Source organism: Vibrio sp. Vb1554 (genome assembly GCF_033344235.1).
This window is the reverse complement of sequence record NZ_JAWPOJ010000028.1, coordinates 1-26691: the sequence shown is the minus strand read 5'-3', so window position 1 is coordinate 26691 and position 26691 is coordinate 1. Positions and strand designations below refer to the sequence as shown.

Annotated in this window: 27 protein-coding genes and 1 riboswitch; of the genes, 20 read left to right on the top strand and 7 right to left on the bottom strand. The window is 44.7% G+C overall.

The window, feature by feature from the left end:
• Positions 1-275: 275 nt before the first annotated feature.
• The 4 genes from R8N28_RS19175 to R8N28_RS19160 all read left to right on the top strand — a co-directional run bounded on the left by R8N28_RS19175 (position 276) and on the right by R8N28_RS19160 (position 3328).
• On the top strand, positions 276-644 hold the full coding sequence (locus R8N28_RS19175; protein ID WP_005378717.1) for a hypothetical protein: 369 nt from the start codon (positions 276-278) through the stop codon (positions 642-644).
• A gap of 1081 nt (positions 645-1725) precedes the next feature.
• Complete coding sequence (locus R8N28_RS19170) at positions 1726-2346, top strand: lysoplasmalogenase (RefSeq protein ID WP_005389670.1); 621 nt, start codon at positions 1726-1728, stop codon at positions 2344-2346.
• 69 nt (positions 2347-2415) lie between these two features.
• Positions 2416-2637: a YecH family metal-binding protein gene (locus R8N28_RS19165; RefSeq protein ID WP_005378711.1), complete on the top strand. Its 222-nt coding sequence runs from the start codon at positions 2416-2418 to the stop codon at positions 2635-2637.
• A 106-nt stretch (positions 2638-2743) separates the two neighbouring features.
• Complete coding sequence (locus R8N28_RS19160; RefSeq protein WP_005389671.1) at positions 2744-3328, top strand: YhgN family NAAT transporter; 585 nt, start codon at positions 2744-2746, stop codon at positions 3326-3328.
• Between the two features lie 56 nt (positions 3329-3384).
• On the opposite strand, the gene R8N28_RS19155 is transcribed toward R8N28_RS19160, so the two are convergent.
• A complete protein-coding gene (locus R8N28_RS19155; protein WP_005378704.1) occupies positions 3385-3651 on the bottom strand; it encodes a DUF1145 domain-containing protein in 267 nt (88 codons plus the stop codon).
• Between the two features lie 25 nt (positions 3652-3676).
• Complete coding sequence (gene rsmD, locus R8N28_RS19150) at positions 3677-4276, bottom strand: 16S rRNA (guanine(966)-N(2))-methyltransferase RsmD (protein ID WP_005378702.1); 600 nt, start codon at positions 4274-4276, stop codon at positions 3677-3679.
• Between the two features lie 230 nt (positions 4277-4506).
• Here rsmD and ftsY point away from each other — a divergent pair, with 230 nt between their 5' ends.
• The 6 genes from ftsY to glpG all read left to right on the top strand — a co-directional run bounded on the left by ftsY (position 4507) and on the right by glpG (position 10066).
• Positions 4507-5721, top strand: coding sequence for a signal recognition particle-docking protein FtsY (ftsY, locus tag R8N28_RS19145; protein WP_033907268.1), 1215 nt, complete (start codon positions 4507-4509; stop codon positions 5719-5721).
• A gap of 22 nt (positions 5722-5743) precedes the next feature.
• On the top strand, positions 5744-6418 hold the full coding sequence (gene ftsE, locus R8N28_RS19140; protein WP_005378697.1) for a cell division ATP-binding protein FtsE: 675 nt from the start codon (positions 5744-5746) through the stop codon (positions 6416-6418).
• Positions 6408-7376 carry a permease-like cell division protein FtsX gene (gene ftsX / locus R8N28_RS19135; protein WP_005378695.1) on the top strand — a complete coding sequence of 323 codons (969 nt, stop codon included), beginning with the start codon at positions 6408-6410 and terminating at the stop codon, positions 7374-7376. Before ftsE ends, ftsX begins: the two co-directional genes overlap by 11 nt.
• Positions 7377-7552: 176 nt before the next feature.
• A complete protein-coding gene (rpoH, locus tag R8N28_RS19130; protein WP_005378693.1) occupies positions 7553-8410 on the top strand; it encodes an RNA polymerase sigma factor RpoH in 858 nt (285 codons plus the stop codon).
• Positions 8411-8903: 493 nt separating this feature from the next.
• Positions 8904-9224: a thiosulfate sulfurtransferase GlpE gene (glpE, locus tag R8N28_RS19125; RefSeq protein ID WP_005378691.1), complete on the top strand. Its 321-nt coding sequence runs from the start codon at positions 8904-8906 to the stop codon at positions 9222-9224.
• A complete protein-coding gene (gene glpG / locus R8N28_RS19120; protein ID WP_031781355.1) occupies positions 9224-10066 on the top strand; it encodes a rhomboid family intramembrane serine protease GlpG in 843 nt (280 codons plus the stop codon). Before glpE ends, glpG begins: the two co-directional genes overlap by 1 nt.
• Before the next feature lie 63 nt (positions 10067-10129).
• On the opposite strand, the gene R8N28_RS19115 is transcribed toward glpG, so the two are convergent.
• The gene (locus tag R8N28_RS19115) at positions 10130-10540 is read right to left on the bottom strand and encodes a flagellar basal body-associated protein FliL (protein WP_005378687.1); all 411 of its coding nucleotides are present in this window, start codon (positions 10538-10540) and stop codon (positions 10130-10132) included.
• A 161-nt stretch (positions 10541-10701) separates the two neighbouring features.
• On the opposite strand from R8N28_RS19115, the gene R8N28_RS19110 reads away from it, so the two are divergent.
• Complete coding sequence (locus R8N28_RS19110) at positions 10702-11241, top strand: chorismate lyase (RefSeq protein WP_005378686.1); 540 nt, start codon at positions 10702-10704, stop codon at positions 11239-11241.
• A complete protein-coding gene (gene ubiA / locus R8N28_RS19105) occupies positions 11242-12096 on the top strand; it encodes a 4-hydroxybenzoate octaprenyltransferase (RefSeq protein WP_005378684.1) in 855 nt (284 codons plus the stop codon).
• Positions 12097-12159: 63 nt separating this feature from the next.
• On the opposite strand, the gene plsB is transcribed toward ubiA, so the two are convergent.
• Positions 12160-14586, bottom strand: coding sequence for a glycerol-3-phosphate 1-O-acyltransferase PlsB (plsB, locus tag R8N28_RS19100; protein WP_053304470.1), 2427 nt, complete (start codon positions 14584-14586; stop codon positions 12160-12162).
• A gap of 368 nt (positions 14587-14954) precedes the next feature.
• Here plsB and lexA point away from each other — a divergent pair, with 368 nt between their 5' ends.
• The 3 genes from lexA (at position 14955) to dinF (ending at position 17969) form a co-directional block, all read left to right on the top strand.
• Positions 14955-15575, top strand: coding sequence for a transcriptional repressor LexA (gene lexA, locus R8N28_RS19095; RefSeq protein WP_005378682.1), 621 nt, complete (start codon positions 14955-14957; stop codon positions 15573-15575).
• Between the two features lie 194 nt (positions 15576-15769).
• On the top strand, positions 15770-16564 hold the full coding sequence (locus R8N28_RS19090; protein WP_005378679.1) for a class I SAM-dependent methyltransferase: 795 nt from the start codon (positions 15770-15772) through the stop codon (positions 16562-16564).
• Between the two features lie 55 nt (positions 16565-16619).
• Positions 16620-17969, top strand: a complete 1350-nt coding sequence (gene dinF, locus R8N28_RS19085) for an MATE family efflux transporter DinF (RefSeq protein ID WP_065274949.1) — start codon at positions 16620-16622, stop codon at positions 17967-17969.
• A gap of 57 nt (positions 17970-18026) precedes the next feature.
• Here dinF and sthA read toward each other — a convergent pair whose 3' ends face one another.
• Entirely contained in the window at positions 18027-19457 is a 1431-nt protein-coding gene (gene sthA / locus R8N28_RS19080) for a Si-specific NAD(P)(+) transhydrogenase (RefSeq protein ID WP_005389689.1), read from the bottom strand.
• Between the two features lie 263 nt (positions 19458-19720).
• Between sthA and fabR the strand changes: the two genes are divergently transcribed.
• Positions 19721-20362 (top strand): HTH-type transcriptional repressor FabR, encoded by a 642-nt coding sequence (gene fabR / locus R8N28_RS19075; RefSeq protein WP_005378632.1) that lies wholly within the window; start codon positions 19721-19723, stop codon positions 20360-20362.
• Positions 20362-20727, top strand: a complete 366-nt coding sequence (locus tag R8N28_RS19070; RefSeq protein ID WP_005378634.1) for a YijD family membrane protein — start codon at positions 20362-20364, stop codon at positions 20725-20727. Before fabR ends, R8N28_RS19070 begins: the two co-directional genes overlap by 1 nt.
• 60 nt (positions 20728-20787) lie before the next feature.
• On the opposite strand, the gene trmA is transcribed toward R8N28_RS19070, so the two are convergent.
• Positions 20788-21897 carry a tRNA (uridine(54)-C5)-methyltransferase TrmA gene (gene trmA, locus R8N28_RS19065; protein WP_033907263.1) on the bottom strand — a complete coding sequence of 370 codons (1110 nt, stop codon included), beginning with the start codon at positions 21895-21897 and terminating at the stop codon, positions 20788-20790.
• A 184-nt stretch (positions 21898-22081) separates the two neighbouring features.
• A riboswitch (cobalamin riboswitch) is annotated at positions 22082-22282 on the top strand.
• 55 nt (positions 22283-22337) lie between these two features.
• Between trmA and btuB the strand changes: the two genes are divergently transcribed.
• From btuB to murI, 3 genes are read left to right on the top strand one after another with little or no spacing between them, the layout of a single operon-like run.
• Positions 22338-24173, top strand: coding sequence for a TonB-dependent vitamin B12 receptor (gene btuB, locus R8N28_RS19060; protein WP_065274948.1), 1836 nt, complete (start codon positions 22338-22340; stop codon positions 24171-24173).
• A gap of 59 nt (positions 24174-24232) precedes the next feature.
• Positions 24233-24925, top strand: coding sequence for an ATPase (locus tag R8N28_RS19055; RefSeq protein ID WP_065274947.1), 693 nt, complete (start codon positions 24233-24235; stop codon positions 24923-24925).
• Positions 24926-24956: 31 nt separating this feature from the next.
• Positions 24957-25760, top strand: a complete 804-nt coding sequence (gene murI, locus R8N28_RS19050; protein ID WP_053809005.1) for a glutamate racemase — start codon at positions 24957-24959, stop codon at positions 25758-25760.
• Here murI and R8N28_RS19045 read toward each other — a convergent pair.
• Positions 25723-26178, bottom strand: coding sequence for an RNA-binding protein (locus tag R8N28_RS19045; RefSeq protein ID WP_017821270.1), 456 nt, complete (start codon positions 26176-26178; stop codon positions 25723-25725). The two genes, murI and R8N28_RS19045, sit on opposite strands and share 38 nt — an antisense overlap.
• Between the last annotated feature and the right edge of the window lie 513 nt (positions 26179-26691).

Below are 26691 nucleotides of genomic sequence, written 5' to 3'. Positions count from 1 at the left end.
GATGAGTTGAGGTAACTTATTCATAATCTAATGAAAGGGACATGAATTTTATTCGGCGCACTTTACGGTTTATCTCAATGGGGACGCGATGAAATTGTTGCTTCATCTGTAAGCTACGTCACTAAAGCTGAACTAAGCAGCTTTCACTTGTCTGGCTATATGAGCTCAAGGGCACAAATTGAAAGTAAAATTGCACTTAACGGCTCGAAAAAGCTCTAAATTTATAGAAGAATAAAAATAATGAACATAGGAAGGGTCTGGTAAGGAGGGTTACGATGTCAGATATTGAAAAAGTAGTCATGCGTACCCGAACGATCGAAAAACTTTTGCGTACTCAGTACCATGCAGAAGGGAAAGGGTTGCACCAACTTATTAATAGTTGTGAAGAACGTTTACCGCATGACGTGATAGCAAAGCTTCGATTCATCGCAACCGTGCGTAACAAAGTGGTGCACGAAGACGATTACAAGCTGGATGATCGTAAAGGCTTTATGGCGGCATGTGATGCTTGTGAAAAAGAGCTGACACCAAGAAGCTCTCGCTTTATTTGGCGTACAGCAATTTTGCTAATGACGTTGATTACGCTGGCCGCTCTTGGTTTCTACTATATGCACTGGGATATTTTGTCTAAGCACATTCAGTAGAGCTATACAGATAAATAAAAAAGGACGCATTTGCGTCCTTTTTTATTTTAAATCATTGGGTTAGTACATCATTGGCAGTGTCATTAAACCCACAACCACTGCAATCATAACCAGCCCTTGTTTTTGAGAAGATGAAATCATAACACTACCCCTTAATCTTTGATGAACTCGATGAATTTAATATAGCACTGTTTTTGGGGTTTGATCAACATATGCTCGTTAATCTTTTCAAAAACCACACTTAACTTGTCTGGTTTTACGTGATTCTGACTAATGAAACTATGTTTTTTGTGCTGTATTTAAAGTGTTCACATTGTTTTATTTCTATCCTTTTTTGTTTTAAGTATATGATTTTATAATGTTAAATGGTTTGTGGTGTTGGCTTTGTAATTGTTTTTTGTTTCGAATGGTATGTTGGGTGTTTATTTTGTCTGTATTTCTCAAAAATTGAGAAAATTAAAAAATGTGCTATGAGGTTGCATCGTCAAATCGAAAGCATGGAGTGAGATTTTCTTACCTTATGAGAAAATATGGGCTTCAAAAGTGTTTAGTGATTTTATGGTTTATGAAGTCCGCACTTTTATCTGTTATTGAAATTATGGTTTTATTTATCATTGACTTACTTTTCTTGTCTGATGTTTTTTTTACTGAATTAAGGTCGGTTTTCTTAGTTTTTACCCCTAGTCATCAGTGGTTTCTCCTCTCTTAGAGCGCTACTAAGACTATTTTCTATTTTGTGTCTGTTATTTATTCTTGTTGCCTGCATTACATACATCCTGGTGGTTTAATCGTCAGTTTGTGAAATGGCGGCTTACCTGGAGCACTTATCTGTTTTTCAGTTAAATAGTTTTAGAAAGCGTTGGTTATTGTGTCGTGTGATTTGATGGGTTCGGCTGATGAGCAAAGCTTGGCCCCAATGTTTAGTGGCATCATTCAGGCTCATCGGCTTTATTATTACGTAGGCTGAGGGTTACAAAATGTTTCGAATCGCTAGCGAGATCCAACTTTCGTAGATTGTGTCTTTACATCAAAACTGGTCTACCTAGACTAGCGGCGAGTTTAAGTAAAAGGTGTATACTGCATGTGGAGTTGGCTGGCGATAGGGCTATCAGGTGTGTATTCCGTGTTGGGAGCAAAGCAAGCTAACCCGACACAATCCCTCGTGTTTAAAATCTTTACTCTGCTACTTCTTCTTGTGTTGGTGTTAACTCAAGGTGCATCCGCAACATATACCTACTGGATTGCGGGTGGGCTGATTGTGTCTATGGTGGCAGATACGCTGCACTCGTTTAAAACTCGTAAGCTAATCTATTTTACGGCTTATCTGGTTGCCCAGGTATGCTACAGCAAGTCATTTTGGGTGCAGCTTAATGGTGAGATTGTCTGGTGGCTGTTGGCCCTGTTGCTTGCAGCGAGTATCGTGGCGTTCTTTTTGTTGCTACCTCAACTCGACTCTCTGGTATTCCCCGTTGTGATCATGGGGATGATGCTGGTTCAACTTGCTTGGGCAGCCGGTGAAGTTTGGTTACAAGTGCCGAGTTACGCCAATGCTATCGGCTTTAGCGGAACCTTAGTTCTGATCTATTCGGCGCTGGCATACGCGATACACGGTTATCGAAAACCGATGAAACACGCCTATTTGTGGGTGAGTGGTAGTTACTTTTTTGCTCATGCCCTCATTGTTGCCTCAATCATTTACTAATTTAAGTCAAAGCAGCTCTTGAGGATTTCAGTAAACTGAACGCATTGTTCTTAATAACTGGAGTCAATAATGAGTGAAATCCATGCTCACGAGCTGCTAAACCTACTTAGAGAAACACCAATGGATCGCGAAGCCCTCACACAGCACTTTGGCGCTAGCGTTCGCTTTCACACCTGTAAACTGAATGATCTAGACTTAGATGCATTACTAGCATTTTTGCTCAAGCGCGACAAAATTCGTGAGCTTGAAGGTAAGTTTGTGGTCAATATGGCGCGAGTTTGCAATCACTAAACGGCGGCTAAGATCGAGGGTGAATATGGTGTTTTCGCCCTCAGTCATATACTCATGTTGTCAGTTTGCTATACACTGGCCGCCATTTTTTAGGTGAGGCCAGAATATGGACATTCTTTCTGCAGCGACCATGCTGTTTCTAATCATGGACCCTCTCGGTAACTTGCCGATTGTGTTGTCTATTCTCAAACATATCGATCCCAAGCGTCGTCGTAAGGTATTGATTCGTGAACTACTGTTTGCCTTACTGATCTTGATGCTATTTCTGTTTGCAGGACAAAGCATCTTAAGTTTTTTGCATGTCCAGCCAGAAACGCTCAGCATTTCAGGTGGCATTATTCTCTTCATTATTGCGATTAAGATGATTTTCCCGAGTGCTGGCAGCATCACTGGACTGGCAGCAGGCGAGGAGCCCTTTATTGTTCCGATGGCCATTCCTATGATCGCGGGCCCTTCAGTGATTGCAGCCTTGCTTTTACTGTCTTCGCAACATCCAGAGAAAATGTTGGAAATGTCAGCATCAGTCGTAATTGCGTGGGGCGCAACATTTTTTATACTGATGTTTTATGGCTTCTTTAATCGCTTGTTGGGTGAACGTGGCTTGAAGGCGGTAGAACGCTTAATGGGCTTGTTACTGGTGATGATCTCCACTCAAATGTTCTTAGATGGTGTAAAAAGTTACATTGGGTGACGAACGAAACGCAGAAAAAAGCCGCTCACAAGAGCGGCTTTTTCGTATCTGAGCGATTACATCATGTGTTTACGACGAATATCGAGTAGGGCAAAAATACCAAAAATCAGTATTGAATATTTTTCCCAACTGCTCATTTTTATTTTGTCGCCAAATGCACCAATGAAGATGGCCATTTGTAAACCGTGCATGATGAACAAAAAAGCGGTCATGATGTAAAGCGCAATCGCGGCATTGCCGGGAAAGGGCATAAAAATATTTAGGATTAATACTAACCAAACAAAGGCGATAGCCGCTTTGGCCAGCATAATTAGTGCTTTCATTTAAGTATCCTTTTAAATCGAGGCGTTATGCGGAGGTACGTTCGTACAGACGATAGCTCACTTGGCCTGCTGTTTTTTCTCGATGTAATTGCCAGTTTTCTGGTAAGTCGGCAATATTGAGTTCTTTTTCTGTTTCAATATAAATCATCGCATCTTCCGCGAGCCAGCCATTTTGTTCTAGCAGAGCCACGGTCTCATCCAATAGACCTTTGCGAAACGGTGGGTCAATAAACACCACATGGTGAGCAGAACCCGGTTGCTTCAAAAAACTCAGTGCGTCGGTATTTACCACTTGGATGTTGTTCGCGTTAAGAGAGGCAACATTCTTTTGTAACTGTTGGAAAGCTTGTGGGTTTAGCTCAACCATGGTCACTTGCTCTGCTTGGCGTGAAGCTGACTCAAATCCCAAGCCGCCAGAGCCAGCAAACAAGTCGAGACATTTTGCCTGTGGTACATCTTGAGCTAACCAGTTAAACAGCGTTTCTTTGACGCGATCGGTCGTGGGGCGTAAGCCTTCAGCATCGTGTACAGGAAGTTTTCTGCCTCTCCATAAGCCACTAATAATGCGAACAAAGCCCGTTGTTGGCTTTTTTTGTGATGAGTTTTGCTGGCGACGTCTTACCATAGATTTTTTGACCGCTAATAAAGTGATACTATATCTAATCGCCCAAGCAATGAGCTTGGAGCTTGGATACAGCCCAGAATATTCAAGATGACAGAGTGTAACACTAATAAGATTAGAATTACCTAATCGGAAAGTTTTCAGAACTTTGTCATTAGCCTTTTTTAGACAGATAATAATCTTGTCAAAAAAGAGTCATTAATAGATAAAAGAACAATCTAGGATAGCCCCAGATGACGGAAAAAAAGAAGCGCGGATTACTTTCGTGGCTAGGTTTTGGTGACGAAGAACAAAGCCCAAAACCAAAAACTGAAGAAACAGTAAAAGAAGAAGCAGTGGAAGCGCCTTCTGAAGAGCAGCAAACCGAAGCGGTTGCTGAGCAAGCGGAAGCAACGCCAGAACTTGAAGAAGAAGCGAAACAATCAGAGGCTGCCCCAGCAGAAGCAGAAGCAGAAGCAGAAGCAGAAGCAGAGGAGCCAGAAGTCGTATCGGCCGCGCCTCGTGTTCAAGAACAAGAAAAGCCAACAGAAAGCTTTTTTGCTCGTCTTAAACGCAGCCTAAGCCGAACAAAAGCAAATATTGGTGCTGGCTTCTTCGGTCTGTTCAGCGGTAAGAAAATCGATGAAGACTTATTTGAAGAGCTAGAAGAGCAACTGCTTATTGCTGATGTGGGCATGAATACCACAACAAAAATCATCAACAACCTGACAGAAAAAGCCACACGTGGCGATCTGAAAGACGGCGAAGCCCTTTATGGTTTGTTGAAAGAAGAAATGGCTGAGATTCTTTCTAAAGTTGAACAGCCACTAGAAATCGATAGCAACAAAACGCCTTACGTCATCTTGATGGTGGGTGTAAATGGCGTGGGTAAAACCACGACCATCGGTAAGTTAGCGAAGCAGTTCCAAACTCAAGGCAAAAAAGTGATGCTTGCAGCGGGCGATACTTTCCGTGCCGCAGCGGTTGAGCAGCTACAAGTGTGGGGTGAACGTAATAATGTTCCTGTGATTGCTCAACATACTGGAGCAGACAGTGCCTCTGTTATCTATGATGCGATTGAAGCGGCAAAAGCACGTGGTGTGGATGTGGTGATTGCTGATACAGCAGGTCGTCTACAGAACAAAGCGAACCTAATGGAAGAGCTGCGTAAGATTGTACGTGTGATGAAGAAAATTGATGACTCTGCACCACATGAGATCATGCTAACGCTTGATGCAGGTACAGGACAAAATGCCATTAGCCAAGCGAAACTTTTCAGTGATGTTGCCCCTCTAACCGGGATTACTTTGACTAAGCTGGATGGTACAGCCAAGGGCGGCGTAATTTTCGCTATTGCTGATCAGTTCGGTATTCCAATTCGTTACATTGGTGTGGGTGAAGGTATCGAAGACTTGCGTCCATTTGAAACTCAAGAGTTTATTGACGCACTGTTTAGTCGTGAAGAATAAAAAGAGTTAGAGGAAATCAACGGTGATCAAATTTCAGCAAGTAAGCAAAGCTTACCGAGGTGGTCGACAAGCACTGCAAAAAGTCGATTTTCACCTGAGGCGCGGTGAAATGGCGTTTTTAGGCGGACATTCCGGGGCTGGTAAAAGTACCTTGCTGAAATTGATCTGCGCGATAGAGCGACCAACCGATGGCAAAATCCATTTTAATGGCCACGACATCACGCGTATTCCAGGCAAAGACATCCCTTTTTTGCGCCGCAATATTGGGATTGTTTTTCAAGATCATCGCCTATTGATGGATCGCAGTGTGTACGACAATGTCGCTCTGCCAATGCGTATCGAATCGATTTCTGAAAACGAAATCAAACGCCGTGTTTCTGCGGCGTTAGATAAAACGGGCTTACTCGATAAAGCTCGTTGTCTACCTAGTCAACTTTCTGGTGGTGAACAACAGCGCGTCGGTATTGCCCGTGCTGTGGTTAATCGACCAACGTTGCTGGTGGCTGATGAGCCGACGGGTAACCTTGACCCAGAATTATCCAACCGTGTGTTGCGTCTATTCGAAGAATTTAACCGTGCGGGCGTGACTATCCTACTTGCCACGCACGATGTGGGGTTAGTAAACACTCGCCCACAGTATCGTCATTTTGAATTGAACCAAGGCTTCCTAAGTGAGGTAGAAGACTATGGCAGGTAACAAGCACTCCCAAAAGAAGGGGAAAGGCCGCAGTGCCAAGCGTGCGAATACCGATGGTTTTTTCTCTGTCCACGCAAAACAAGCTAAATCCTCTTTTAGCGCCTTATGGCAACGACCACTAGGCAACATTCTGACCCTAGCGGTCATCTCTATGGCACTTGCCATGCCAGCTTGTTTGTATCTATTGGGGAAAAACGTTGCGGGGGCAGCGGAAGATGTCGCTTCTCCTTCACAAGTTAGTGCTTACTTAGTTGAAGGTATGCCGGATGCGCGAGTGATGGTTCTCAAAGATCAAATTGAAACTTGGCCTTTGGTAAAAGAGGTAGAGTATATTTCACCGCAACAAGGTCTATCTGATTTAAGCCAATATGCAGGGTTCGACCAAGCTATCAGCCTCTTAAGTGGCTATGCGCTACCTGGTGTGTTGGTGATTACGCCAGATTCGGAGCTAAAAAGTGATATTCAGTCATTAGCCAAAGACGTTCGAGAGCAACAAGATGTGACCGACGTGAGACTTGACGAAGACTGGCTAGCGCGTCTTGATGCCATCAAAACTCTCGCGAGTATTATTGTCATTACCCTGACAGTGCTGATGCTCGGTGCGGTATTTTTAATCGTTGGCAATACATTGCGATTTAATGTGCTGGCGAATAAAGAAGAGATTCAAACCATGAAACTGATCGGTGCGACGGACAGTTTTATTCTGCGCCCTTACTTGTACACAGGCATGTGGTTTGGCGTGTTAGGTGCCACTATTGCGTGGTTGGTAACGGCTTTAGTGACCATTGTCATGAATAGTGCGGTGGAAGACCTTGCTGCGTTGTACGATAGCCAGTTCCGCCTGATTGGTCTAAGTTGGGATGAATCTTTGTTATTAATCATCATTGGGAGTCTTTTGGGATGTATTGCGGCGCGTTTTTCTGCGCAACGACATTTAAAAGAAATTGAACCAGTTTAAGTGATGGCGGTCTTATTACTTGGATTTCATTAGCACTAGCTAATTTTGAACCCTTGCTTAGACCAAATGTTTATGGATAATTGCTTCCCCTTCTTGAAACTTGTTCATTTTGAGTTCAAGATATCGAAGCTAAATTGCAATGTAATGCTCCAGATCAGAGATTGATGAGGAATTGAATGACAAAAGAAGCGTATCCGATGGCTCTAGTCACGCAAGATAGCCTTGATAGCTATATTCGCTCAGTAAACAGCTACCCAATGCTGACTGCAGACGAAGAGCGTGAGCTGGCAGAACGATTACACTATAAAGGTGAGATTGAGGCTGCAAAAGGTCTAATTCTTTCGCACCTACGATTCGTTGTTCACGTTGCTCGTGGTTACTCTGGCTACGGTTTGCCGATGGCGGATCTTGTGCAAGAGGGTAACATCGGTCTAATGAAAGCCGTTAAGCGTTTTAACCCAGAAGTAGGGGTTCGCTTGGTTTCTTTTGCTGTCCACTGGATCAAAGCAGAGATCCACGAATACGTGCTACGTAACTGGCGTATCGTGAAAATTGCGACCACTAAAGCGCAACGTAAATTGTTCTTCAACCTGCGTAAGTCGAAAAAGCGCTTGGGTTGGTTTAACAACGGTGAAGTGGAAACCGTTGCGCGCGAGTTAGGTGTTGAGCCTTCTGAAGTTCGCGAGATGGAATCACGCTTAGCGGCGGTGGATTCAACCTTTGATATGCCAACTGATGAAGACGACAGTTCAAACGCTTACACAGCGCCGATGCTATACCTAGAAGACAAATCGTCTGATGTGGCCGACAACATTGAAGCCGCCAACTGGGAAATGCATACCAACAATCGCTTGGGTCATGCATTAGCGAGTTTGGATGAGCGTAGTCAGCGCATCGTGCGTTCTCGTTGGTTAGATGATGAGAAAGCAACATTGCAAGACTTAGCTGATGAGTTCGGTGTTTCTGCCGAGCGTATTCGCCAGCTAGAAAAAAATGCAATGAAGAAACTAAAATTGGCTGTGGGTGAATTTTAATTTCCACTGCTAATTGAAAGTAAGATTTTCATAGAAAGCCGAGATCATGTGATCTCGGCTTTTTTATTGTCGATCGAAAATCGATAGCGTTTGCGATCCGGATTTTATGTGCTACCTGTGTATAACTCTGTGAAGTAATTATTTATCAACTGTTCGAAACCCGGACAAAGCAAGGGATTCAAGCACTTTTCCATCTGGGGATAGTTATAGATATACACACAGTTAGATCAGGATCATCACTACATATTGTGGATCAAAAGATCCAAATACACTTTATCAACGCAATTCACAGCTTTATCCACAAATGGTTGGAATGTGTACACTTTTGAAAACCCTGATTATCCATGTGTCTAAGTTTGCCGTTGGATAGGTTACAATAGCGGCAGTATACCCAAGCAGCTTCAAATATGGATTTTATGCTGTACCACGGGTGCTGATTAGTACGTTAGGTTCGAGGTTGCTTGGGTATATTAATAAGACAATGAGAAAGTAAATGGATCAGTTTAAGCATATCGATGTACAAGGTGCGCAAGCGCTGCTCGAGCAGGGTGATGCGAAGCTTGTAGATATCCGTGACCCTCAATCGTTTGCCGTTGCGCATGCGGAGTCCGCGTATCACTTAACTAACGATACGATCGTTGCGTTTATGGATGAAGTGGAGTTCGAACAACCTATTCTAGTGATGTGTTACCACGGCATTAGTAGCCAAGGTGCGGCGCAATATTTGGTTAACCAAGGCTTTGAACAGGTGTACAGTGTAGATGGTGGCTTTGAAGCCTGGCATCGAGCAGAACTACCGATAGTGAGAAGTTAATGAAGAGATTGGTAACGTTAAATAATCCACGTATGGCGCAAGCCTTTATTGATTATATGGCCTCTCGCCAAATTGACATCGAAATGATGCCTGAAGGGGATGGGCAATTTGCGCTGTGGCTGACTGATAGCCAGCATGAAATAGAAGCGGAAGCCGAACTTAAGCTGTTCCTTGCTAACCCGTCTGATTCAAAATACAGCGCCGCCTCGTGGGACGTTGCCGATACTCGTAAGAGCACATTTCATTATTCCAGCCCGAGTATCATAAGCATGGTCAAAGCGAAAGCTGGCCCCATGACTTTGCTGATCATGACAGTCTGTATCATCATCTACTTGTTACAAATGTTTGGCTTTGGCAATGGCGTGTTTAAGTTGTTGCACTTCCCGGCTTTTGAGGGGCAACAATGGCAAGTGTGGCGATGGCTAAGTCATGCGTTACTGCACTTTTCAGTAACTCACATCGTGTTTAACTTACTATGGTGGTGGCAGTTGGGTGGCGACATCGAACGTCGTCTCGGTTCCGGTAAGCTATTGCAACTCTTTGTGGTGTCGGCAGCGCTTTCAGGGGCAGGCCAGTTCTATGTTGAAGGGGCTAACTTCGGCGGCTTGTCTGGCGTGGTCTATGCACTGCTTGGTTATTTGTGGATATTGGGTTACCGCTTGCCACATTTAGGCCTTACGCTACCCAAGCCAATTATCGTCTTTATGTTGGTATGGTTAGTTCTTGGTTTTGTGCAGCCATTTATGGCGATTGCAAACACCGCTCACTTAGTTGGGCTACTGTCGGGGATGGCGATTGCGCTGTTTGATTCAGGCAAGATGAAATACCAACAGCAAGCCTAAAGCAGATGAAATGAAAAGACCGCTTAAGAGCGGTCTTTTTTTATGTTCAAAACGGATTTGGGTTTATTGATAAAGGTATTTTGTAAACAACAAATCGGCAATGATGGTTTTACCTGTTTCAGGCAAAAGCGTTTCGTTGAGGGTCGTCACTAAGGTTTTGCGCAGATCTTCTCGGCCAGACAGGGACTTAATCGTATCTTCTGTTTGCTTACCCAGTAATTCAATCACTGCATCGCGAATCAAAGGTTGGTGATGCTCAACAACTGATAAATCTTGTTGACTCATTACCATGATGTCGATGCGCACTTGCACATAACCTAACTTTTTGCCTTTGGTATAAAAGTTAGTAGTGAGGTCAGGCTCTAGGGTAAAGTATGCCAACTTAGGTCCAGCTTCTTCCGTTTCAGCCCAACTTGGTGCGGCGAATAGTATGGTTAACGCAAAAATAATTTGGGCTATATAACGTTTGTACATATTTCTAACTTTTCTTTCTCTGGATCGCGATATTCGAATCGCTTCAGTCTTGATACAATGGGCCGTCTATAACAAATAACGGAACTTACGGTTACATACATTACTATGGACGGTAAGTTGTTGCTTTATTGTACGCATAAAGCCTCCAATTGAATACTAGTATGAATCAGCCAACATCACTCTATCTTGCTTCTTTATTGGAAGTAGAGTGGCAAAACCCCGAAGAATTCGAATTTCCAAATGAATTTGCCAAGCACTGGCTTGAAGAGCAAGGGTCTTTGTCACGTCGTTTAAAACAGCACTGCCAAGCGTTAACGGTAGAATTGCTACAAAATCAGATCGTCACTGCAGCGACATTAAAACAGGACGAAAGCCAGTTATTGTCCGAACAAGATTGCTTACTGAGAGAGGTAATTTTGTGCGGTGACAATAATAACTGGGTTATTGGGCGGACATTGATTCCTCGTTCAACCTTAGTTGATCAGCAGTATGATTTGGCTCAACAAGGGGATATCCCATTAGGACTAACTGTGTTTAGCGCAGATAACGTTGAGCGGGACTCTTTGCAAATGGGATGGGTAGCCGTACCAGAAGGACGTTTGTTAGCACGACGCTCAAGGTTGTGGATGAATCACAAACCGATGCTAGTCGCCGAGCTATTCTTATCTAATTCACCAGTTTACGCTAAGGAGACAGTGTAAATGTCCGCAGAAAAAGCCAAAGCATATTGGCAACTGATGCGCATGGATCGCCCGATTGGTTCACTGTTACTGATGTGGCCAACGATTTGGGCGCTAATTATCTCAGCCCAAGGGATGCCGAGTTGGGATGTATTTATCGTGTTTGTATTGGGTGTATTCCTAATGCGTAGTGCGGGGTGCGTGATTAATGATTTTGCAGATCGCAAAGTCGACGGCCATGTAAAGCGTACTAAGCAACGTCCACTGCCATCAGGGAAAGTGACAGCAAAAGAAGCGATTGGATTATTTTTGGTTTTGGGTATCAGCTCGTTTTTGTTAGTGCTGACCATGAACCCGCTGACGATTCAGCTATCCTTCGCTGGCATTGTGTTGGCGTTCATCTATCCATTTATGAAGCGTTACACTCATATTCCACAGCTATTTTTAGGCTTGGCTTTTAGCTGGGCGATTCCAATGGCGTGGGCTGCACAAACTGGGGAATTACCATTGATTGTTTGGTTTTTGTTCCTCATTAACGCTTTGTGGACCATTGCGTACGACACTCAATATGCGATGGTAGACCGAGATGATGATCTAAAGATTGGCATTAAATCGACGGCAATTCTGTTTGGTCGTCATGACAAGCTTATTATTGGTGTGTTGCAACTGATTACACTCGCGATGTTGGTTTGGTTAGGACAGTTCTACCAATTGGGACAAAGTTACTACTGGACCCTTTTGATTGCAGCGTCGTTGTTTGTTTATCAGCAGCACTTAATTCGTCACCGTGAGCGTGAGTTGTGCTTTAAGGCTTTCCTTAACAACAATTATGTTGGCATGGTGATAGCGATAGGGTTACTGGTCGCATTTTGGTAAGCGAAGAAATAGAAAAAGGCATCCGATTGGATGCCTTTTTCTTATTGAAAGAAGATAAAACGGTTACGACCGAAGTTGGTGAATACTCTCTTCGATCGTCAGTTTCACTTCTGGATAAAGCAGAGTGAACAGTAGTCGTGCAAATTGCTGCGTTTTCTTCGTGTCACAGTTACCATCGTTATCGAGGTATTTTTGCTGTTTGAGCGTATTGAACATCGCGGTAAACACACCTTTATCGAAGAATTCTGGCGCATTAATACCGTGCAAACGCCCTAGGCGCTGAGCAATATCTTGGCTCTTCTGCTCTAGGTCCGATTTACCGAGTTCAGGGTAAGCAACAAGCAAGTTCATCGCGATAGAGTAGCGTTGCAGCGTTTCAGTTATCGTGCGACCTAACAGAACCAAAGGCTGGTTGTTCGACTGATTGATCTCTAGCTTATCACCATCCAGACTAATCATTTTCTGATCGGCAAATTCATGCAGTGTTTTAACGACCAATTCATCTAACTCGTCTTCTTGGTAACTTAAGAACAGCTCTTTCTTCAAGAATGGGTAGACTTGCGCGACATTCGCTTGAATCTTGGCTACCGAAAGGTTGCGCTGACGAATGAGCATTTGGGCAATTAATGACGGCAGAGCGAACAAGTGAATGATGTTGTTGCGATAGTAAGTCATCAGGATCGATTGGCTACGGTCCAGCGAAATGATGTCACCCATGCTATCGGTTTCAATCACGAACTTATCAAGCGAAATTGCATGATCGACCAACTCCTCAGCACTTTCGGTAGGGATAGTGGAGGTGCTTGAGTACGGATTATTTTTGAGTAGCTTTAAGTAACACTCGATCTGGTTGATCAGCGAGTCACGAGAAAGTGCACGTTGACGAGAAGCAAGCAGTGCGGTTGCACACAAGGTCAACGCGTTTGCCGCCGCCGCATCATTGATGTGCGTCATCATCTTATTAGCGAGGTCGTTCACCACAGGATTCATCCATTGTGGTTTGTTACCACCCATGCTGTCGATGTCTTTCGTCCACTCAGGAGCATGCTCGTTCAAGTATTGGTTGAGCTGAATTGGCTCACCGAAGTTCACATAGCCCAAACCAAAGTTACGCAGTTTACGCAGAGTACGCAGTACAAGCCCTGCGTTTTCTTTCTCTTTGCGTTTGCCACGCAGCTCTTTCGCGTAAGTGCCTACTTCCATTACGTGCTCGTAACCGATGTAGACCGGCACTAGTGTTACTGGGCGGTTTAGACCACGTAGCATTGCTTGGATGGTCATAGCCAGCATACCCGTTTTCGCTTGCAGTAAGCGACCTGTACGTGAACGACCACCCTCACTGAAGTACTCGACTGAATAGCCTTTGGCAAACAGCTCAGCTAGATACTCACGGAAAATGGTTGAGTACAGTTTGTTGCCTTTAAAACTACGACGAATAAAGAACGCCCCACCACGACGGAAAAGCGGACCGGCCGGGAAGAAGTTCAAGTTAATGCCTGCCGCAATGTGCGGAGGCACCATGCCTTCATGGTATAAAACATAAGACAACAGCAGGTAGTCCATGTGACTACGGTGACACGGAACGTACACAATTTCGTGGCCGTCTTGCGCTAAACGACGCACAGTCGAGGCGTTATTGATGTGCAAACCTTGGTATAGTTTTGTCCATAACCAACTCAGGATGCGGTCGCCGTTTTTCACTAGACTGTAGGAGAAGTCGGCGGCGATTTCATCCATGATGTCGTGGGCTTCTTTACGTGCCTTATCAATCGAGATGTTTTTGATCTTGGCTTCGTCAGCAATCGCCAGTTCAATAGCTGGAGATTTTAGTAAACGAGCAAACAACACTTGGCGTTGTGGCAGGTTTGGGCCTGAAGCAGCCAGTTTCTGGCGTGAGAAGTGGATACGCGCCACGCGAGCCAGTTTGTGCGCAATTGCGCTGTCGGTACCGTGAGAGTCTGCCATATAACGCAGAGATACCACGGGACTAAAGCGAACTAAGCAGTCGCGTCCCGCCGCCATTACTGCTTTGGCTTTTTGCGGACCATTCATCGGTTGAAGGTAAGGCTTTTGGTTCTCTTCTTTACCTGGCTTACGACCCCAAAGCACGGTTGCAGGGATCATTTGAACATCCAACTCACTATCCAGCTTGTGCAGTTCCAGTAAGTCAGTGAACAGAGAAACAGAATCGGTTGGGACATCATTATCGTTGTTCATCACAGTTGGACGCGCAGCGATAAAGACGAAACGGTTCAGCGTTTTGCCATTGATTTCCAGCGGGCTGAGCGGGTCGGGTAGACCAAGGCTCATGGCTTGTTTTTGCAGTGTCAGCAAATCCACGTTCGAGCGGAACGGCAGGGCATATACAATCGGTTTAGTTAGGTCGATGTTCAGATCTTCAATCGGGTTCGACGGGATTGTGGTGCCCTTTACCAGTACCGATAAAGGTAGTTTTAGTAATGAACGTGAAAATGATTGTCCAGAAGACATAAAGTTCACAGCCTCAATAGGTATTCAAACAGGCCTAACCTTATTTCAGTTTCCGCTTTGCATGTCTTCTCTATAAAAAGAGATGAGTACGGCAATAGAAATAAGCCTAGGCGATAAAATTTAAGCGCTGCAAGGATACCAGAAACTGGTCAAACCTTTTAATTTTATTGGCTGTAAATTAGTCGAACCCCTAAGTTATTGCTTTGACTTGATTAACTGAAAAGTCGGTGTTTTAAACGAATAAAGAATGAACTTAATCGGTAAGCTGAAAGCTCTCCACAAATAAATTAAAAAACAACCAATTGGGTTTTCATTTGAGCATTTACTGGATATACTCACAGTTAACTGTATAAAAAGACAGGTGAGACATGAAGCCGTTAACGCCACGCCAACAACAAGTCTTCGATTTGATTAAAAGTAAAATCGATGACACCGGAATGCCACCAACTCGTGCAGAGATTGCGCGTGAGCTTGGCTTCCGCTCTGCGAATGCCGCAGAGGAACACCTAAAAGCGCTTGCTCGTAAGCAAGCAATTGAAATTATTCCAGGCGCTTCTCGTGGGATTCGTATCCTGCTTGAAGACGCAGCCAATGATGAGCAGGGTTTGCCTTTGATTGGTCAAGTCGCAGCGGGTGAGCCAATCTTGGCTCAAGAGCACGTAGAGGCGCACTACCAAGTCGATCCTGCGATGTTCAAACCGCAAGCGGATTTCTTACTTCGTGTAAATGGCGAGAGTATGAAAGACATCGGGATTATGGATGGCGATTTGCTCGCGGTGCATAAAACCCAAGACGTGAGAGACGGTCAAGTTGTCGTTGCGCGTGTTGATGATGATGTGACTGTGAAGCGTTTGGAGCGCAAAGGCTCAACCATATTACTGCATGCTGAGAATGAAGAGTTTGCCCCAATCCAAGTGGACTTAACGTCTCAGCACCTTACGATTGAAGGCTTAGCCGTTGGTATTATTCGTAATACCGATTGGATGTAAGTGTATTTAAGCAGCCCAGTTGATCTGGGCTGTTTTGTCTTTTCTCTTCTTTTCTCTTTTTCTACTTCCTCCAAAAGCTTGCTCATCATCTTGACCTTGTTTGTTTTGGCCAATTTATAAGCTTGATAATGTAATTGATATTCATTATCATCTTTATTAATGTCTATGTTTTCTCTCTGGCGCAGGAAATGCCCATGTCTCAGTCTAAACATCAAGTTCCTAACCATCTATTGAAGCCACTGTTATTGCGTAGCCGTGAAAGCATGGTCGACAATGGCTTGGTGTACGATCCGATAGCTGCTAAAGCGTGTTTGAGCTGTAAGATGGCGCCGGATTGTTTAAGTGGTGATATTGCGCAGAAGCAATTGCTGCACGTGACGCTGACTCAGCTTTGTGACCAGCAGGTTAGTCACTTCTTACAGCAGTATCCCGATGCTTGGATAATCAATGTCGGAGCGGGGCTGGATACCCGCTTTTATCGTTTGGATAATGGACGCTGCCATTGGATAGAGCTGGATGTGACGGAAAATTTGGTATGGCGTCAGCGCTTGTTCCACAAAAATGAACGTTATGAACATCGCTGTGGCAGTGTGGATGAAATGTCGTGGCTAGAGACGTTAGCCATTCCAGAGCAAGCACCGGTACTCATTTTATGTGAAATGGCACTGCTCGATTGCACAGAGCGTCAAGTCGCGAAATTTATTCAAACCTTAGGTCGACATTTTGTTTCTGCTGAACTGTGTATGGTGCTGGCAGGAGATTTAACGGAAACCAAGTGGGGACAAAAGCTTGGCTCTGATCGTTATGCTCATGGCTTTGAAGCGCCTGCAGCACAGATATTGCAATGGTTACCATGGGCACAGTGGGTGAAAGCTTTCTCGCCATTCGATAGATTCTGTTCTCGTTGGAAAGCTTGGCAGCGTTGGCTTAATAAGATTCCAATGTTGAAGCATCGCCTCACGCCAGTACTCGTTCATATCAAGTGGTAATTGGCTAGTCGTTAAGCGCTCAGGTACACTCGTCGATCTTACTGATGAGGTGCCTGTGACAAATTCAATCTTCTCTCCTTTATCTAACCCAAAAGTTCATCGCCAAGTCTTAGCTTTAGCGATACCTATGGTGCTGTCGAATATTACTGTTCCATTGCTCGGTTTGGTCGATGCTGCGGTGATTGGTCATCTAGACCACGCTTGGTATTTGGGCGGTGTTGCGTTGGGCAGTACCATGATCAGCGTGACATTTTGGCTGCTTGGTTTTTTGCGTATGTCGACTACTGGGTTGGCGGCGCAGTCCTATGGCGGTGAAGACCGAAAGCAACTTGCCTTAGTGTTCATGCAAGGCTCACTTATGGCGCTGCTGTTTGCGTTAGTCTTCCTTATTGCCCATAACCCGATTGCTGATTTGATCTTTGGCTGGAGTGACGCCAGCGCAGAGGTAAAACACTACGGCATGCAATATTTCTCTATCCGTGTGTGGAGTGCCCCCGCTGCGCTAATGAACTTTGTGTTGTTGGGGTGGCTGCTCGGAACGCAAAATTCCAAAGCACCAATGTGGATGGTGATCATCACTAACGTGACGAATATTGTCCTCGATTTGTTGTTTGTGATTGGTTTGGGGTGGAAAGTAGAAGGCGCTGCACTGGCATCCGTGATTGCTGACTACTCAGGCATGGGTTTTGGTCTCATGTGTGTCTGGAAAACCTGGCGAGAGAGGCAATTACCATCACCTCAAAAGTTGCTAACCAGCACTCAACACGGTTTAGGGCGATTCGTGAAATTGAATCGTGATATTTTCTTACGCTCTTTGTGTCTGCAAGCGGCCTTTAGCTTTATGACGTTCCAAGGTGCGAGCTTTGGTGATGAGGTTGTCGCTGCAAATGCGGTTCTGATGAGCTTCCTGATGATTATCTCGTATGGCATGGATGGCTTTGCTTACGCAATGGAGGCCATGGTCGGGAAGGCGATTGGTGCCAAAGATAGGCAACAATTGAGTGCATCGCTTGTCGGCACTTTCTTTTGGAGTTTGGTTATTTGCTTAGGACTGACCGCGCTCTTTGGTTTGGCGGGATCGCAGTTGATCGCCATGATCACTTCAATTGAGGTGGTACAACAGCAAGCAGCGGTGTATCTACCTTGGCTGGTGGTGATGCCACTTGCGTCGATGTGGTGCTTTCTATTGGATGGCATTTTTGTCGGTGCAACCAAAGGCAAAGACATGCGCAATAGTATGTTTGTCGCGACCAGCAGTTTCTTCGTTGTCTTTTACTTGTTCGCCGAGTGGGAAAATCACGCGCTGTGGTTTGCAATGACGAGCTTTATGTTGATGCGGGGTATTGGTTTAGGGGTTATCTTTCTCTACCAATGGCACAAGGATACCTTCCTAACACAATGTTGATATAAAAACAGCAGGTCCAAGCCTGCTGTTTTTCTGTCTGCTATCAAGAAGCATAGATTAGAACAAGCGGTTCAAACCATTCAACGCAGCGACACGATACGCTTCGGCCATTGTTGGATAGTTGAAGGTGGTATTGACGAAATACTCGATGGTATTCGCTGAGCCTTTTTGCTCCATAATGGCTTGACCGATGTGGATAATTTCCGCGGCACGTTCGCCAAAACAGTGAATCCCTAAAATTTCTTTGGTTTCACGATGGAACAATATCTTCAAGCTACCGATGTCTTTTCCTGCGATCTGTGCACGAGCTAGATGCTTGAACGAAGAGCGTCCTACTTCATACGGTACTTTCGCAGCTGTTAGCTCTTGCTCGGTTTTACCCACAGAGCTAATCTCTGGGATGGTGTAGATACCCGTTGGAATATCATCAATCAGGTAGTTTTCTGCCTGACCTTTCGTAATGGCTTGTGCGACAAATCGCCCTTGGTCATAAGCGGCGCTTGCAAGGCTAGGGTAACCGATGACATCGCCTACAGCGTAAATGTGTTCGATATCGGTTTGGTAGTTACGGTTTACTTTTAGTTGTCCGCGAGAGTCCGCTTCCAGACCCACTGCACCCAAATTCAACTTATCGGTGTTACCTGTTCGACCATTCGCATACAACAAGCAGTCTGCCTTCATCTTCTTGCCAGATTGTAGGTGAATAATCACGCCATCTTCTGTGCCTTCGATTTTTTCATAGGTCTCATCATTACGAATTACCACACCACTGTTCCAGAAGTGGTAAGACAGCGCATCTGACACTTCGTTATCCAAAAACTCCAACAAGCGGTCGCGGGTATTGATAAGGTCGGTTTTCACTCCAAGGCCGCGGAAGATAGAAGCGTATTCACAACCGATAACGCCCGCACCGTAAATGATGATATGGCGAGGGTCGTGTTTCAGGCTCAAAATGGAATCACTGTCGTAGATGCGCTCATGCAAGAAATCTACGTCGTTAGGCTGATACGGGCGAGAACCCGTCGCGATGACAAACTTATCCGCTGAATAGATTTCTTCTGTGCCGTCGCTTTGCATCACTGCAATTGAGTAGTTATCGATAAATCGCGCGGTTCCGAACAAAAGTGTGCATGAGTTACGGTCATAAAAGCCCTGACGAAGTCGAGTTTGCTTATCAATGACCGATTTAGCATGACCTAAAATGTCAGAAAATGTTGCATGAACGCTGGTGTTGTTTCGACAAAATAGCGGGTTGCTATTAAATTCGATGATGCGGCTAACGGCATGACGCAGTGCTTTTGATGGAATAGTACCCCAGTGAGTACAACCGCCACCGACACTGCTTTCTTTCTCGACAATGGCAACATTCAGTCCCGCTTTGGTCAATCCCATTGCAGCCCCCTCTCCGCCAGGGCCACTACCGATTACGATCACGTCATAGTGATTAACATGCGCCATGATGCCTTCCTTGTTATATTTGCTTAACATTGCTTTAGCGCGATTTTAACTCATTTACTCTATTGGTACACGTCATGCCTGTTAGAGAGTGGAAGTGATCACGCAGAATCGACCAAAAGGGTGATTTGGTATGTTGTATGTCTATAAATTGCATCGAGAACATTGCAATTAGATGCATGCCAATAGTAACGTTCTCGGCGCTCAGAGCGAGCGAAGCAACATATCTTTCTCCGTAGGAGCAAATTGCGTTATATTGAGGCTCTTGTACCCTACAGAAAAAGAGCAAGTTAAGAATGAAATCGATGGGAATCCGCGCACAGCAAAAAGAGAAGACACGTCGATCATTGATCGATGCGGCATTTAGTCAATTAAGTGCGGATCGCAGCTTTTCCAGCCTTAGCTTGCGAGAAGTCGCCCGAGAGGCAGGGATTGCACCGACTTCTTTTTACCGCCACTTCAAAGATATGGATGAGCTAGGCTTAACCATGGTCGATGAAGGCGGTTTGCTACTACGTCAACTGATGCGTCAGGCGCGTCAACGTATTGTGAAAGAAGGTAGCGTAATTCGTACCTCGGTCGAAACCTTTATGGAATTCATTGAAAGTAGTCCGAACGTTTTTCGTTTGTTGTTGCGTGAGCGCTCCGGCACTTCTGCTGAATTTCGTACCGCTGTTGCTCGAGAAATCCAGCATTTTGCGGCAGAATTAACCGAGTATTTAATGAGCACCGGCGTGACCAGAGAAGAGGCGTATACTCAAGCAGAAGCGTCTGTGACTTTGGTTTTCAGTTCGGGGGCTGAAGCTTTAGATTTAGATCGACGTGAGCGCGATGAACTCGCCGAGCGATTGATCATGCAATTGCGAATGATAGCCAAAGGGGCCTATTGGTATCGCAAAGAACGTGAACGTAACCGATTAAAAGGCGGGATAGAATAATGTCGAATGGAAATAAATCTGAAAAGAAAACGCTGATTTTGGCACTGGTTGCAGGTATGTGTGGTGATGCTTTGTTGTCATGGTTGACCATGAGTGAAGTGTCTTTTTCAATCTTCCCATTGATTGCACTCGTACTGGCTGTACAAGCTCTTTACCAAGAGTACCTAAATAATCCGGTATCAGAAGATATCCCATTAGTTGGCTTGGCGTGTTTCTTCGTAGGTGCGTTTGGTCACTCTGCGTTTATTAAAGCGCAATACCCAGAAGCAGGCTCAAACTTCTTCGCGATCATGGTTTCAATGATCTTACTCGCATGGATTGGTAAGAAGCTAGGTTTTGTCAGCAAGAAGACTTCTGCGGAATAAGTAAAACGAATTAAAAAAAGCGAGCCATTGAGCTCGCTTTTTTTGTCTGAAGCTGGTGGACTAAGCTTTACGTTCCAATAGCACGCCAGCTTCCATGTGGTGGGTATAAGGGAATTGGTCAAACAGAGCAAAACGCGTCACGTTGTGTGTTTCGCATAGAATGTCCAAGTTCTCTTTTAGAGTCTCAGGGTTACAAGAGATGTACATGATGCGCTCGTAACCTTGCACCATTTTACAAGTATCGACATCCATCCCAGCACGTGGTGGGTCGACAAAAATCGTGTTGCAGTTGTAGCTCTTCAGATCTACACCTGCATCTTGTAGACGACGGAATTCACGCTTACCTTCGATCGCTTGAGTAAATTCCTCGGCTGATAGGCGTAAGATTTGTACGTTATCAATCTTATTGGCGGCGATGTTGTACTGTGCAGATACCACAGATGGCTTCGCTAGCTCAGTTGCCAGTACGCGGTCGAAATTCTGTGCCAACGCCAGCGAGAAGTTACCGTTACCACAGTAAAGCTCTAGTAGGTCGCCAGTGCTTTCTTGGGTACAGTCGACCGCCCATTCCAGCATCTTCTCTGCGACTTTGCCGTTCGGCTGAGTGAAGCTGTTCTCTACTTGTTGGTAGATGTAGCTTTGACCATTTACATCGAGCTTCTCGATAACGTAGTCTCGGTCTAGGACAATCTTCATCTTACGAGCGCGACCAATGATGTTTAGGTTAAAGCCTTCATCATTCAAACGCTGTTTAAGGGCTTTCGCGTTTTCAATCCACTCTTCATCAAGTTGGCGATGGTAAAGGAGTGAAACCAGAATCTCACCACTTAGCGTCGATAGGAAATCCACTTGGAACAGTTTACGACGTAGTGAGTCGTTGTCTTTCATCGCTTCAACCAATAGCGGCATCAGGTCGTTGATCAGACGGCTTGCTGCAGGGAATTGGTCAACACGGTACTTCTCACGAGTTTCTTGGTTGAACATGATGTAGTAAAGATCTTCGCCTTCATGCCAAACACGGAACTCAGCACGCATGCGGTAGTGCTGCTCTGGTGATTCAAACACTTCCAGTTCTGGCATGTTGTATGGCGCGAACATATCCGTGAGACGTTCGACTTTTTCAGCCAGTTGTTCTTGGTAGCGTTGTGGGTTTACATCAAGAGTAGCCATGATCTTACCTTTTATGGTGCATTCAATTTAAGAGCGCAGATTTTATTCAATCTCAATAGGATGTCCAGTTTTGTACTGGAATTGATTTAAAGATAGTGCGTACAGGCAGAGTAGAAAGCAAAATCAATCAAAACGTTACAACTTCTAAGGGCAATATTGGCTGGACAAATAATCAATAGCTGAATAATATTTGCCTCAAGTTGGTGCTATCTAGCAATCTAGATGGCTGAAATGGGAATCTGGTGTGAATCCAGAACTGACGCGCAGCGGTAAAAGAGAACGAACGCTCATCAGACACTGCATTAGTTTATGTGGGAAGTCGAGCAAGTAGGCGGTACACCCGTGCTCTTGAGTCCGAATACCTGCCAACAACTGAGCCACAGCACTGGACTGTCATGATGACAGGGCTCGGAAGGAATTACGCGATTTAGGACAATACAATGAGAAAATCCGCACTGGCGATAACTTTGGCATCGCTGCTTTCACCTGTCTCTTATCTACAGGCCCAAGAAACCTCCACTGACGAAACCATCGTTGTTACTGCAAACCGTTTTGAGCAAGCCGAAAGCCGTACGTTGGCAGATGTCGAAGTAGTTACTCGACAAGACATCGATCGCATTCAAGCGAAAACCCTACCAGATGTATTGCGTCGCCTTACCGGAATTCAAGTTTCACAAAATGGTGGTCGTGGTCAGTTAGCGTCTTTATTTGTTCGTGGAACCAGTTCCGACCAAGTTTTAGTACTGGTTGATGGCGTACGTTTTGCACGAGCAGCGAAGGGCGCTGTGGACTTTAACCAAATCCCACTTACTTACGTTCAACGTATTGAGTACGTGCGTGGTGCGCGTGCGTCACTTTATGGCTCAGAAGCGATTGGTGGCGTGATCAATATCATCACCATTGCGCGTGCTGACGAAGAAGGAACGAAGTTAAGTGCGGGTTTAGGTAGTTTAGATTATCAAGAATTGAGTGTGGCATCTGGTATTAAAGTCACAGAGAGCGGCCAGCTAAATATCGCGCTTGGTAGTGAAAGTGATGATGGTTATAACGTTCGTCCTGTACCGGGAGTTAATGACGGTGATCGCCATGGCTTTGATACAAAGAATGGTCTGCTAGGTTACGTGCATAACTTCAATGACCAGTGGTCTGCATTTGGTAACCTGCGTGCTTACGAAAATGTTTATCAATATGACAGCAGCTACGGCAGTCGCGGTTACTACGAAGCAGAAAAAGACGATCTTTCTGTCACTCTGGGCGGTAAGTATCAGTCTGATAATGTGATGTCAGAACTACAAGTAACAGCACAGAAACAGAAGTCTTGGAACTATGAGCAAGCAAAAGGCAAACACTCAGGTACTGAAGATGAACTTGAGCAGCAAAATGTCCAGTGGACCAACAGTTACTTGCTAAACAACAATACGACGTTTGCTGGTGGTATTGACTGGCGTAATGAGTCTTATAAAGACAAGAGTGCGAATAAAACGTTTGATCGTACCAATGGCGCTCTGTTTGGTATGGCAACCACCAGTATTGATAAAGCAATGCTTGAGGGCAGTGCTCGCCTTGATGATAACGAAGAATACGGTAGTGATTTCACTTACAGCTTAGCGGCTGGTTACCAGTTTGTGCCAGAGTTTGGGGTTAAAGCTTCTTTTGGTACTGCGTTTAAGGCTCCAAACCTATATCAACAGTATGACCCAACATACGGTGAGAAAGATCTTAAGCCGGAAGAGTCAGATGCTTGGGAGCTAGCATTCAGCGGTGATGTCCAAGGCGTTTTTTGGTCCGTAACGGGTTATGACTATAAAATCACGAATCTTATCGATTACCATCCAACCACATACAAATATTTGAATGTCGATGGTGAAACACATATCCAAGGTGTGGAGCTTGTTGCTGAGTTTGATACAGGGATTGTGCAGCACCAGTTGAGTGCAGATTACAAAGATGCTGAAGACGATAAAGGGCATCAGTTGCAGCGTCGCGCTAAAGAAATGTATAAGTGGAATGCTTTAGTGAGCTTCGATAAAGTGGATTGGTCGGTTAGCTATCAGTACGTCGGTAAGCGTCCAGATGTGGATTACAGCACTTGGCCTTCACAAGATATTACGCTTTCTTCTTACTCGTTGGTTGATACGGCAGTGACTTACTATCCGAATGAGTCGACCTCTATTAGTGCTCGTATCGATAATCTACTTGATGAAGAGTATGAGATGGCAAAAGGTTACCCTGCTGCAGAGCGAGCGTACTATATCAACGTTGGCTACGAATTCTAATCGTGAATGAGCACAAACCGCCTTCGGGCGGTTTTTAATATTTTGTGGTGGAAAATCGAATGAAGAAACCCAAGCGAGTGGTGATCAGTTGGTCCAGCGGTAAAGATTCGACATTAACGCTTGAGCGCCTTAACGAGAATCCAAATTATCAAGTTGTCGGTTTGTACACGACTTACGTAGGAAAAGAAGTCCCTTTTCAAGCAACTCCGCTTGAGGTTGTACAAATGCAAGCAGACTTGCTTGCGCTTCCGCTCATTACTATCGAACTGCCTGAAGTCTTTCCGAGTAACGAAATTTATCAATCAACCATCGTTAATGCATTACAAAGTAGTGGTCTGAACATAGAAGCTGTCGCATTTGGTGATATGTTTTGCAATGGCATTGCCGATTACCGACGCAGCTATATTGAACCTGTTGGCTGGGAATGCGTCTTTCCTCTATTAGGGGAGAGCAGCGAAAAACTAGCGATGGAAATCATAGAGCGTGGTATTCAAACGATGTTAATCACCATCGACGGAAGAGTTCTCCCTCCAGAGTGGTGTGGTAGCTGGTATGACAAAGCCCTAATAGAGTCATTACCAAGTCAAATTGATCCCTGTGGGGAAAATGGTGAATTTCACACATTGGTTACGTCTTCGCCATCTTTTCAAGGACATATCGAGTTGACGAAGCGAGATGTAGAATCTGGAGATAGATTCAGCCATCAAAGATACCATGCTAAAGCATTGCCAAAACAAATCTACGCAGTATGATCGCAACGTTTCTGTTCTTTAGGTAAGACTCGTGCGAGTAGCAAGTAAGAAAAAAGTCCTAGTTTTTGACTCTGGTGTTGGTGGTCTTTCTGTATTCCAAGAGATACATCGCCTATTGCCCCAGTTAGACTACTTATACTTATTCGATAATCAGGCTTACCCTTATGGTGAACTCGATCAGGCTGTACTCATTTCACGAGTTAACCAACTGGTCTCTTCATTAGTCGAAGAACACCAAGTCGACGTTGTTGTCATTGCTTGCAACACGGCGAGCACCATAGTGCTTCCTTCCTTACGCGAAAATTTATCGATTCCCGTTGTTGGTGTTGTCCCTGCGATTAAACCCGCATCGCTTTTAGCATCAAAAGGGGTAGGGCTGATCGCCACTCCGGCGACAGTAACACGCCAATATACTCACGAGTTAATACGGGACTTTGCGCAAGGCAAACCAGTTGAGCTGGTGGGATCAACTCGCTTGGTAGATATGGCCGAAGAGAAGTTGCGAGGCAACAGCGTTTCTCTCGACGAACTGACAAATATCCTGCTTCCCCTTCGCGATAAAGTCGATGTTGCGGTGCTCGGTTGTACTCACTTCCCTTTAATCAAAGAGGAGATTCATCAAGCTTTGGGTGGGGACGTTACTTTAATTGATTCAGGCGCAGCGATTGCACGTCGAGTAAAAGCATTGCTATTAAGTGATGAAATTGAGGATACAGAAGAGGGAAGTAAGTCGATTTATGCCAGTGCAACTCCTTGGCAGGAAGATGCACTGAACATTTGTTTAAAGAAGCTAGGTTTTAATCCTGTTCAGGTTTACCACCATCCGGATGTTTAGGATCGTTCGCAATTCTCACTTTTAGCGTTCTCTCCATATATTCCTTTTCATTAAGTTTAGCGATAGCTGGCTTGGCATCTGCCGCAGCCATCACTACAAAACCAAACCCTCTTCTTTTTCCAGTACGCTTATCTTTCATTAAGCGTACCGCATAGACCTGTCCATATTCAGCAAACAAATCGCGAACATGACTCTCATTGGCCTTATAAGGAAGGTTGCCGACATACAGCGTTTTAGTTGAAGGATCAGGCTCCGAAGATTGAAGAACAGGTGTTTTGCTAGAAAATGAAAAAAGAAAAGCAGTAGCGATAACACCAATGAGGAAGCTCAAGGCTGGTGGGATGATGAATTGAGAGAAAATGATTCCCCCAACGATGGCCAGCCCAACACATAAAATCAGATTTTTTTTAGACGTCATTTTAATTACTACACATAGTGATAAAGAGATCGATTGTCCATTAACAGAATAGACACATGAATCTTACGTATATGGTTGGTGTTTTTCCAACCAATTGCTGTGATATGTCTCAAATGTGACGAAGAAATATGCAAATATCGCACTTTTGGATAATTTGTGACCGGTTGGTTTTTTATTTGCAAAAAACGCTTGTACTAATTTCTCAACTCCCTATACTGCGCATCCACCGACACGGAGTGAGACGAAAGTCACACAGCGAGTCGGAATTGAGAGAAAAGAAATTTGAAAAAAATGCTTGACTCTCTTACGGTGTGAAGTAAGATACGCACCCCTAACGACGAGCAACTAAGTTGCTGAAAATGTTAGAAAAGCTCTTTAAAAATAAGAACCTATCAATCTGTGTGGGCACTCGTTGATGATAATCCAATTCGATACTTCGGTATCAAATTAGGTTTCAATGAAACGAAGTGACCATTGAATCTTCGGATTCAGCACAGTCAATTCAAACATTAC

Bases quoted from the DNA above. Each gene is read 5' to 3' on its own strand.
- R8N28_RS19175 (WP_005378717.1), top strand. From the start codon at position 276: ATGTCAGATATTGAAAAAGTAGTCATGCGTACCCGAACGATCGAAAAA.
- R8N28_RS19170 (WP_005389670.1), top strand. From the start codon at position 1,726: ATGTGGAGTTGGCTGGCGATAGGGCTATCAGGTGTGTATTCCGTGTTG.
- R8N28_RS19165 (WP_005378711.1), top strand. From the start codon at position 2,416: ATGAGTGAAATCCATGCTCACGAGCTGCTAAACCTACTTAGAGAAACA.
- R8N28_RS19160 (WP_005389671.1), top strand. From the start codon at position 2,744: ATGGACATTCTTTCTGCAGCGACCATGCTGTTTCTAATCATGGACCCT.
- R8N28_RS19155 (WP_005378704.1), bottom strand. From the start codon at position 3,651: ATGAAAGCACTAATTATGCTGGCCAAAGCGGCTATCGCCTTTGTTTGG.
- rsmD (WP_005378702.1), bottom strand. From the start codon at position 4,276: ATGGTAAGACGTCGCCAGCAAAACTCATCACAAAAAAAGCCAACAACG.
- ftsY (WP_033907268.1), top strand. From the start codon at position 4,507: ATGACGGAAAAAAAGAAGCGCGGATTACTTTCGTGGCTAGGTTTTGGT.
- ftsX (WP_005378695.1), top strand. From the start codon at position 6,408: ATGGCAGGTAACAAGCACTCCCAAAAGAAGGGGAAAGGCCGCAGTGCC.
- rpoH (WP_005378693.1), top strand. From the start codon at position 7,553: ATGACAAAAGAAGCGTATCCGATGGCTCTAGTCACGCAAGATAGCCTT.
- glpE (WP_005378691.1), top strand. From the start codon at position 8,904: ATGGATCAGTTTAAGCATATCGATGTACAAGGTGCGCAAGCGCTGCTC.
- glpG (WP_031781355.1), top strand. From the start codon at position 9,224: ATGAAGAGATTGGTAACGTTAAATAATCCACGTATGGCGCAAGCCTTT.
- R8N28_RS19115 (WP_005378687.1), bottom strand. From the start codon at position 10,540: ATGTACAAACGTTATATAGCCCAAATTATTTTTGCGTTAACCATACTA.
- R8N28_RS19110 (WP_005378686.1), top strand. From the start codon at position 10,702: ATGAATCAGCCAACATCACTCTATCTTGCTTCTTTATTGGAAGTAGAG.
- ubiA (WP_005378684.1), top strand. From the start codon at position 11,242: ATGTCCGCAGAAAAAGCCAAAGCATATTGGCAACTGATGCGCATGGAT.
- plsB (WP_053304470.1), bottom strand. From the start codon at position 14,586: ATGTCTTCTGGACAATCATTTTCACGTTCATTACTAAAACTACCTTTA.
- lexA (WP_005378682.1), top strand. From the start codon at position 14,955: ATGAAGCCGTTAACGCCACGCCAACAACAAGTCTTCGATTTGATTAAA.
- R8N28_RS19090 (WP_005378679.1), top strand. From the start codon at position 15,770: ATGTCTCAGTCTAAACATCAAGTTCCTAACCATCTATTGAAGCCACTG.
- sthA (WP_005389689.1), bottom strand. From the start codon at position 19,457: ATGTTAAGCAAATATAACAAGGAAGGCATCATGGCGCATGTTAATCAC.
- fabR (WP_005378632.1), top strand. From the start codon at position 19,721: ATGAAATCGATGGGAATCCGCGCACAGCAAAAAGAGAAGACACGTCGA.
- R8N28_RS19070 (WP_005378634.1), top strand. From the start codon at position 20,362: ATGTCGAATGGAAATAAATCTGAAAAGAAAACGCTGATTTTGGCACTG.
- trmA (WP_033907263.1), bottom strand. From the start codon at position 21,897: ATGGCTACTCTTGATGTAAACCCACAACGCTACCAAGAACAACTGGCT.
- btuB (WP_065274948.1), top strand. From the start codon at position 22,338: ATGAGAAAATCCGCACTGGCGATAACTTTGGCATCGCTGCTTTCACCT.
- R8N28_RS19055 (WP_065274947.1), top strand. From the start codon at position 24,233: ATGAAGAAACCCAAGCGAGTGGTGATCAGTTGGTCCAGCGGTAAAGAT.
- R8N28_RS19045 (WP_017821270.1), bottom strand. From the start codon at position 26,178: ATGACGTCTAAAAAAAATCTGATTTTATGTGTTGGGCTGGCCATCGTT.